The sequence below is a fragment of the Duncaniella muris genome (assembly GCF_003024805.1).
In the GTDB taxonomy this organism is placed as follows: domain Bacteria; phylum Bacteroidota; class Bacteroidia; order Bacteroidales; family Muribaculaceae; genus Duncaniella; species Duncaniella muris.
Genome location: NZ_PUEC01000053.1, coordinates 1 through 8114, shown reverse-complemented (window position 1 = coordinate 8114; position 8114 = coordinate 1). Strand labels below are relative to the sequence as shown.

Annotated in this window: 8 protein-coding genes and 2 pseudogenes; 9 read left to right on the top strand and 1 reads right to left on the bottom strand. The window is 44.6% G+C overall.

Translation table 11 applies throughout. The features are described 5' to 3' along the window. Window positions 1–323: 323 nt before the first annotated feature. A complete protein-coding gene (locus C5O23_RS13700; protein WP_107033475.1) occupies window positions 324–518 on the top strand; it encodes a hypothetical protein in 195 nt (64 codons plus the stop codon). Window positions 519–1037: 519 nt separating this feature from the next. Here C5O23_RS13700 and C5O23_RS13695 read toward each other — a convergent pair. Continuing rightward, window positions 1038–2231, bottom strand: a complete 1194-nt coding sequence (locus C5O23_RS13695; RefSeq protein WP_107033474.1) for an ATP-binding protein — start codon at window positions 2229–2231, stop codon at window positions 1038–1040. Between the two features lie 1039 nt (window positions 2232–3270). On the opposite strand from C5O23_RS13695, the pseudogene C5O23_RS13685 reads away from it, so the two are divergent. From C5O23_RS13685 to C5O23_RS13650, 8 genes and pseudogenes are all read left to right on the top strand, one after another. Beyond that, window positions 3271–3690, top strand: a pseudogene (locus tag C5O23_RS13685) (PcfK-like family protein). Between the two features lie 12 nt (window positions 3691–3702). After that, complete coding sequence (locus tag C5O23_RS13680; protein WP_107033472.1) at window positions 3703–5034, top strand: PcfJ domain-containing protein; 1332 nt, start codon at window positions 3703–3705, stop codon at window positions 5032–5034. A gap of 53 nt (window positions 5035–5087) precedes the next feature. Beyond that, entirely contained in the window at window positions 5088–5345 is a 258-nt protein-coding gene (locus tag C5O23_RS13675) for a hypothetical protein (protein WP_107033471.1), read from the top strand. Window positions 5346–5356: 11 nt separating this feature from the next. Beyond that, window positions 5357–5573 (top strand): annotated as a pseudogene (locus C5O23_RS13670) (DUF3873 family protein). Between the two features lie 178 nt (window positions 5574–5751). Beyond that, window positions 5752–6528 carry an FEKKY domain-containing protein gene (locus C5O23_RS13665; protein ID WP_107033470.1) on the top strand — a complete coding sequence of 259 codons (777 nt, stop codon included), beginning with the start codon at window positions 5752–5754 and terminating at the stop codon, window positions 6526–6528. A 3-nt stretch (window positions 6529–6531) separates the two neighbouring features. Continuing rightward, window positions 6532–6789 carry a hypothetical protein gene (locus C5O23_RS13660; RefSeq protein ID WP_107033469.1) on the top strand — a complete coding sequence of 86 codons (258 nt, stop codon included), beginning with the start codon at window positions 6532–6534 and terminating at the stop codon, window positions 6787–6789. After that, window positions 6786–7361 (top strand): hypothetical protein, encoded by a 576-nt coding sequence (locus C5O23_RS13655; RefSeq protein ID WP_133166580.1) that lies wholly within the window; start codon window positions 6786–6788, stop codon window positions 7359–7361. Before C5O23_RS13660 ends, C5O23_RS13655 begins: the two co-directional genes overlap by 4 nt. 4 nt (window positions 7362–7365) lie before the next feature. Continuing rightward, window positions 7366–7989, top strand: coding sequence for a hypothetical protein (locus C5O23_RS13650; RefSeq protein ID WP_107033467.1), 624 nt, complete (start codon window positions 7366–7368; stop codon window positions 7987–7989). Window positions 7990–8114 lie beyond the last annotated feature (125 nt).

Genomic DNA, 8114 nt, shown 5'->3' with positions numbered 1-8114 from the left:
TTTTCTTTGAATTATATCCCCCTTCGGCCAAAACGGAATTCAAAGATACATATAAAATCCCCTGCTGACATTACGTCGACAGGGGTCATTTTTATATTGGGCAAAAGGGTCAGTGATATTTTGGCTTAAGGGGTCAATTCAACCTGGTCTAAGGGGTCATCCGAGCCTGGGTTTTCCATTTCCCTTTAAGTCTCATCGCTAATATACATGAAGTTTGCAATGGGGAGCAGTTCGCTGAGACGGACAGCATAGAGTTTTTCCATTCCATCAATCTGCACCCAAATTCACACCAAATACAAATCAACAATGGCGAGAAAGTCCGGGTGTGCTACCTTATCAGCTGTCTTGCCGATACCCTTGAACCACCTCAGCGTGAGAAGTGGCTTAATGGCATACTTGCAAACCTTAGCATCAAAATGAGCTTCTACCGCTCGAAATATCGTCAGCCAATAAGTGACATGCCAAGCGAATGCAACAAAGCTTTTGCTGACGCACTCCGGGAAATCTTCGGCAAATAACCGCTCCGCTTTAGCTCCGTATCTTATATATACGGCACTAAAACGAAGTGTTTGTGTGCCGATGGTGATTAGGTTTAAAGGGAAAAGAACGAAAGGGAAAATAAAAATTCTTCCCTACTTTTCCCTTTTTGTCTTTCTCAGATTAGACCTTAGACCAACAAAAAAATAACAACACCCAATCTTACATTTTTGGGTGTTAAATTGGGTGTTAATCTTGTAAATCACTGAAAATCAGTGTTGATTGTGGAGTTGGGGGGACTTGTTCCTTACGCTCCAAATGTAGCTATATCAAGTAGATAGCGTATCTAAAAATTTAATAGTGCCTTGTTAGTGCCTGACTCTTGAATTTGAGATGCTCTGTCTCCGACAGGCACAAATCAAGTTGTCGCAACTTGTCTCTACAAGTTTCCAAGCCATATGCAAATTTAATCATTTTTTCTCTCTCATACAAGGCCGAAGGTTCTTTTTAACTATTCGATAATCAATTGTTAAACACTACAAACGGCCATTACGATTATACTATCCAAGCAACCATCGAGGAATATCAATAATGGAAATTCCTTCATAGTCACTCTCCTCGTGACGGGTTCTTGCAAGAAGTATCTTGGGATACGCATCACGAATCTGCAACAATGGCTCTACTTCCCGGCGGAATGTTTCTTCACCGGAAATGTCGTCACTGACCTGAATGTATAATTTCTCATTACCTTTCATTGCAACAAAGTCAATCTCTTTCTGATACAGCTTGCCTACATAGACATCATATCCGCGTCGTAGCAGTTCTATGAAGACTATGTTCTCAAGCATACGCCCCCAGTCCATATTACGTTTGCCAAGTACCGCAAAACGAATGCCGGTATCTGCAAGATAGTATTTACTGAGCGACTGAAGATAGGTCTTACCCCTCACATCATACCTTCTGGCCTCATAGAAGACAAAGGCGTGGCAGAGATGGTCGATATAACTGCCCACTGTCTTGTAGTTGGTCTCAGTGCCATTTGCGACAAGGATATTGCTGATATTCCTTGACGATGATATATTGCTCACATTATCCATAAGGTATTCAGCGACCTTTTTTAGAAGTGCCGCACTTCCCAGCCGATATTTCTCTACAAGATCCCGGATAAGGATTGTGTCATAAACATCCCGAATGTACTTCTCTTTGTCAGAGTCGTTTTTATAAGTATATGAACCTGAAAGTCCTCCAAGTTTTATATAACGCTCGAAATGTTCATCATAATCTCCGCCAATATCGAAATAGGCACAGTACTCCTTGAAGCTAAATGGATAAACGTGAATCTCCATGTGTCGCCCTGTAAACAGTGTGGCAAGATCACTGCTCAGAAGAAAAGCATTCGAGCCGGTGAGATAGATATCGTATTTTTCATCTGAGTGCAGACTATTGATAGCCAGCTCGAATTTTTCACATAGCTGAACCTCGTCAATCATCAGATAATTATTGACTCCATCCCGGTATTTTTCCTCTATATAGTCGTTGAGAGCATGATACTCTTTCAGATGTTCAAACTTGATTTTTGTCAGGTCAATATAAATGATGTTTGCGGAGGCATCTGTTTTGACTATATAATCAGAGAACGCTCCTAACAGTTTGGATTTGCCACTACGTCTTATTCCCGTTATTATCTTAATATCGGGAGTGTTTATCAAGCCCTCTAACTGGCGGAGGTACAACGGTCTTTCTATTAATTTCATCTGATTCCATTTCCCAAACTTAAAAATTATTTGACTTTGGGAAACGACGCAAAGTTACAAATTATTTTCCAAACCAAATGAGAATGTAATCCAAAAAAACGAATTATCTGGTACTAAGGTAAAACTAAGGTAAAGCGATGAGAGACGGAGCGGTCTTCCGTGTTGTCGGCGTTATGCCGTCAATAGGTGACGGTGCAGGCACTGACACCAGTTGACCGCATCACGCCTATGGGCAATGCTGAACACCGACAACCGCCATCGCCTTATGGTGGGCATCGAGGACGCTGCCTGATACCATAAGACTGTAATGGCGGCTGTCCGTATTCCGGGCCGCATTGCCTCGCAAGGACTTTTCGACCGCTCCGCCACTCATCGCTTGTTTGCACCCACGGGCGGAGACAATGGCGGCCGGTTCGTGCCTCGCTGACCGTCATAGACTCCGCTTTCCGGGGCGCGGTGCCATTTTTTCTTTTCATTGTTTCAAGTCCATCGGCAACACTGCCGGTTGCCGACCGATATGTTCCTTTGTGCCGTCATGCCGGGGGTGCCTTTTAATCAAGCATCACATTAACGGATGGGCAAGTATAAGTCGCTCGCCTGATATAACGTGCGGCTAAGGGCTGTTCATTCAATCCGTCAAAATCTCCACGCTCCTGCGGAGGTAGTATTTGGCCGGCTTGTCTGAACTGCCCTTTTTGTCGCCGCACGCCTTTCAAGCGTCGAGCAACTCATACAGCCACACCGTCACTGGACGCATGGTTAAAAAAAAACACCCGCCTATATGACAGCTACAAATCCACATATTAGAAATTCAGGTCGAGGCAAAGCTCACCAAACCTCCCATCAATACCGCATATTAAAGACGGTCGCAAGGGTGGTCGGCTTCATAATCGGCACATTGGTGGCGGTGGTCGTCTGGGTGGTTGTAAGACCCGTGTTCAGAGGCATCGGGTGGATAATATCCCTGCTGACGATGATAGCGGTAATCTATTGGCTATTGACAAATTTCTAAACATTTACGACTATGGCACAGAACTCAATGAAAGGAACTCAGGCGTTCCAAGACACAATCAGAACTTATCTTGACAATATGGCGGAGTCTGACGCATTGTTCGCCGTCAAGTATGCCAATCCATCAAAGTCGCTCTCCGAGTGCATCTCCTATATAATCTGCCAAGTGCAGAAAAGCGGGTGCAACGGATTCTAGGACGACGAAATCTTCGGAATGGCAGTCCACTACTGGGAAGAAAGCGAGATAGAGGTCGGAAAGCCTGTCAACTGCCAAGTGGTGGTCAACCATACGGTAGAACTCACCGAGGAGGAGAAGGAGCAGGCACGGCAGGACGCCATCGCAAAACTCCGTGACGAGGAAGCGTCCAAAATGCGCAGACCCTCGCAATCCAAGAAGGCGACAGAGAACAGACCCCAAGTTGAACAACGCAGTCTTTTTGACTTCTAAAACATTACGACTATGAAACCCAAGACAATGATACAGAAAGAGGTCGCACGACTTTCAGCAACCTTGCGACCAATATCCCCCAAGCAGACCGAGTGGGCATACACCAACTGCGTTGAACATATCGCATACCGAGCCAAAAGCGGTATGCTTACCTGCCCCGACTGCGGACACTCATGGAAAAGCGGTGACGGCACGCTGTGTGACACCCTTGAAGGTTGCATCTGTCCTCACTGCGGAGCGGAACTGAAAGTGCAGGACACACGCAGGCGCACTCAGAATGGTGTACGGTATTTCTGCATACTCACCACCTGCCGGGGTTATCAGGTAATCAGAGTGGCGCAGGCTCACTATTCAAGCAAAAAGGGAGAGCCGATGAAATTCTACTGCACCGAGGTGGTACAGCGTTGGATTTCACCCGACGGCAAACTGACCGACATGGCATTGCTCCGCACATTTCCCTCCTACTACTGCGACCAGTGGTCGTTATACAGCGACATGGAGGTGCGACCATACAACAGCCTTTACGATGATGTCTGCAAGTGGAGTGAAGTCTATCCGCTGATACGCACAATCCCACAGCTCAGACGCAACGGGTTCAAGGGCGATTTCTACGGCATCTCACCCGTGTTGCTTTTCAAGAGGCTGCTTTCCGACACACGGATTGAAACGCTGATGAAAGCCGGAGAGATTGAGGATATGAAATACTTTATCCTCAATCCCCAAAACGCCGAGATGCTCTGGGCATCATATCTAATCGCCAGACGCCACCACTACAAAATCAACAGCCTTGAACTGTGGTGTGACTATCTGCAAATGCTGAACAATCTGGGGCAGGACATACGCAACCCGAAGAACATCTGCCCCGCAGATTTCATAGACGCACACGACAGGGCGATGCGCAGAATAGAAGCCAAGCGAATGAAGGAGCGCACTGAGAATGAACGCCGATGGGAAGCCGAAAGGCGTGACCGTGAACAGCGTAAACTGCTGGAGGAGAAACAGCGTGAGGACGATTTCAAGGCTATGAAGTCCAAATTCTTCGGGTTGGTAATCTCCGACAACGAGATAACAGTAAAGGTTCTTGAAAGCATCGAGGAATACTATGAGGAAGGCAAAGCGCAGAATATATGCGTTTTCGGAGCTGGTTACTACACAAAAGCCGATAGCCTTGTATTGTCAGCAAGGATTGGTGACAGAATAATAGAAACCGTGGAGGTTGATTTGCAGACCCTCACAGTGGTGCAGTGTCACGGCAAAAATAACAAGAACACCGCCTACCACGACCGTATTGTGGATTTGGTGAACTCCAACGCCCGACTAATCAGAGAGAGAATGACCGCTTAAATGTTTAATCCGACCTGCGCCAGCAATGGCGCAGGTCACAATAACCACCGATTATGAACGTGACATTTGAACATCCGACCATCATCTTTGATGACAAAATAGCCGAAATCATCATAGAATTTGTGAACCATATTCTCTATGCCGACAGCGAGAAAACGCTACGGCGGATAGTAGCCGATTTTGCCGACAAGTATGACCTTGACCGATACTTCGTATATGGCTTTGGCAGTCACCACCTATGGCTTAAACAAAGGAAGATAACCAACCCCGATATAACATTTGAATACCGAATACTGATTGTAGAATACTAAACCGCAACACTATGGCAACCAAGTTAACCACCAACGGAGTAAGCACAACCACCACTCCCGGCACTGAGCAATACGAGGTGTTTTACACCGGCTACCGCTCACGGCGAAAGAAACACTATCAATATGATTACCGCCACACTGACGGAGAGTTCCTGCGTGGCAGACACTCTAAACGAGTGCAGACGCCGCCGTGATGAATGGCTCTATAAGAAAGCCTCCCACAACTGAAAATATAGCCAAGTCGTAATATAGCCAGAGCGATGTGACCTCGAGAAGAAGTCACACCGCTCGATTTTGCAAAAATTTCGGCCGCCACAGGCGGCGTTGGGTTGCCCAAAAACATCGTTCAATGTTGATTTTACGATGTTTGCACATCTGATGTCAATTATTTTTCTTAACTTTGCGTATGGCTACTCTCTCTAAAATATTGGTTTTGTGTGTTGGCTTTGCTCTTTCATGTAACCTATGGGCGCAAAGTCAGTTAACTGATTGCAAAAAACAATCTGAACTTGACTCTATAATTTCTGAAACGGAGCGTCATTTTGGATGGAACGATGACGCTTATTCTGCCAAGATTGCGAAGGATAAATGGCAATCCGGTGAAGCGAAACTATTATTGCAGGGTGGTATTGCTCCGGTTGTGTATGTTGGGCAAGAGCAATTCACCAGAAAATTTGGAGTTGATTACGAAGACTTCGGGTGCATGGCATATTGTTCCGATAGACAAATGTCCGAATACAACACCGTCATTATGGATTATCTCACTGCAAATTATGGCAGTGAATGGAGAAAGTACGTCAGAAAAGACGTACCGGGAGTTGATAAATATGGCACCGAAGCCTTCAAGGGAATGAAGTATGGCGAAAACGGAGTAGCGACTATAACGCTACCGGTTATATATATAGCATTAGGCAAAGCTGTTGAACAGAGCGACAAAGACGAAATAGTTATAAAGGAACTGATTGGCTGCACCTCATCGACATCACTTGAATTTCTGTATCGTGGAAACGAGTATTACATTCCGTTATCATTATCATGTGATAGCGATATTGAGGTAACTCCGGCAGAAAATGAACTGATTGAGGTAACAATCCGGGTATTTAACCCGAAAGTGTTTCACTACTCTAAAAGGACAATACCTTATCCGTATTGCATTGTCGAATCCATTAATCTACTCAGATGAGCTATGAAAAAGTGGCAGAAAATAATAGGCGTTGTAGTGTTGATGGTTTTGGCAATTCTAAATATTGCCAGTTGCATATTTTATCCAGAATACGTAACATCAATTTATTTTGAGCCTGGAGGAAACACTCAGGATGCTATTGAAATCATACGAACCTACTCACGGCACGCTATAAAAGATATGGGTTATCTTGTGTTTGCAAATTATGCCATTACTCTATTTCTGTTTTTAGCCATTTGGAGGAAAGGAGGCAAGCGATGAGAATAACTTTGTTGTTTTGCATTTCTATTGTACTGATGTGCGGTTGTTCAAGAATAAAGTCTAAATACGATACTGTTAAGGAGCGTATTAACGAGGAAATTAATAGTACCTTTCGCACTGACTTTTATTCTGACCCTGGTGCATGGGATTATTACCGTGTGCCATTGATTGCACCGTATGAATTGTGTTCTACACTTTGGGGTGATGATGGGAAAGTGTGGGACTGCATCCGTCGTGATAACACGGATAAGTTCGGTGGATTTACACTCGCCACGGCCCGGCGTTCTGTAGAGAGCGTTGGATTGCACGATTCTATAATCTATCTTTATTATACAGAAAAACTCACTCCATTAAAGGAGATGCCAAGTCATAAATATGACGGTTGGGAAATGCGACGCTTTGTGATAATTGATGTGCCGACCGACTCTGTTGAATGGCATGAAACAAGAGAGGAATGGTTGACAGCACTAAACAAGAGAGGTGTCTCCAAACCACAGTTTTATCATGTAGATAGCCTATATGATGATTTCGCAAATAATCGGCGACTGTTGTTCTATCCGCCAAAACGATAAAACTATGAAAAGGTTAGGCAGAATAATAGCATATTCAATTGCTGTCGGCTTCGTTCTTGTTGTCGGATTGATTATTGTTGCCTCTTATCTGATGGGATATAATGCGGCAGAAAGAAGAGATCGAGAGCTTGAGAACAGGGATAAAATAATCGAGCGCATAGACTCTTTCCGATCGGCAAACGGACATTTGCCCGAATCGATGTCGGAAGTTGGCTTCAAGCAGACAGGCGGTGGAGGATACTATTACAACGGAATTATATTTGACTATATCAAGTTCAACGACAAAGAATATATTGTCGAATATACCTCTGAGGATGGTGTTCTCACGCAGTACCATGATCACTGCTGGACTGAAGAGCCAGATATTTGCCTGATAGAAATGCCTGTAAACGCAGACACGATAGCTGCAATAAACAGAATTTCAAAATTTGAACAGGATTACAATGTTCCTCCATTGATAGACAGCATATCCTTTAATCAGACACGGATATGTCCGATTGGCGATTATACCGGACAGCCTGATTCTATCGCATATATTCGTTATCTATACAAAGATAGCAGTATCAGATGCGAGGTGGAAAACCCAGGCTCGGATGACCCCTTAGACCAGGTTGAATTGACCCCTTAAGCCAAAATATCACTGACCCTTTTGCCCAATATAAAAATGACCCCTGTCGACGTAATGTCAGCAGGGGATTTTATATGTATCTTTGAATTCCGTTTTGGCCGAAGGGGGATATAATTCAAAGAAAA

Excerpts from the sequence above, each read along its gene's own strand:
- C5O23_RS13695 (WP_107033474.1), bottom strand. The coding sequence starts at position 2,231 with ATGAAATTAATAGAAAGACCGTTGTACCTCCGCCAGTTAGAGGGCTTG.
- C5O23_RS13680 (WP_107033472.1), top strand. The coding sequence starts at position 3,703 with ATGAAACCCAAGACAATGATACAGAAAGAGGTCGCACGACTTTCAGCA.
- C5O23_RS13675 (WP_107033471.1), top strand. The coding sequence starts at position 5,088 with ATGAACGTGACATTTGAACATCCGACCATCATCTTTGATGACAAAATA.
- C5O23_RS13665 (WP_107033470.1), top strand. The coding sequence starts at position 5,752 with ATGGCTACTCTCTCTAAAATATTGGTTTTGTGTGTTGGCTTTGCTCTT.
- C5O23_RS13660 (WP_107033469.1), top strand. The coding sequence starts at position 6,532 with ATGAAAAAGTGGCAGAAAATAATAGGCGTTGTAGTGTTGATGGTTTTG.
- C5O23_RS13655 (WP_133166580.1), top strand. The coding sequence starts at position 6,786 with ATGAGAATAACTTTGTTGTTTTGCATTTCTATTGTACTGATGTGCGGT.
- C5O23_RS13650 (WP_107033467.1), top strand. The coding sequence starts at position 7,366 with ATGAAAAGGTTAGGCAGAATAATAGCATATTCAATTGCTGTCGGCTTC.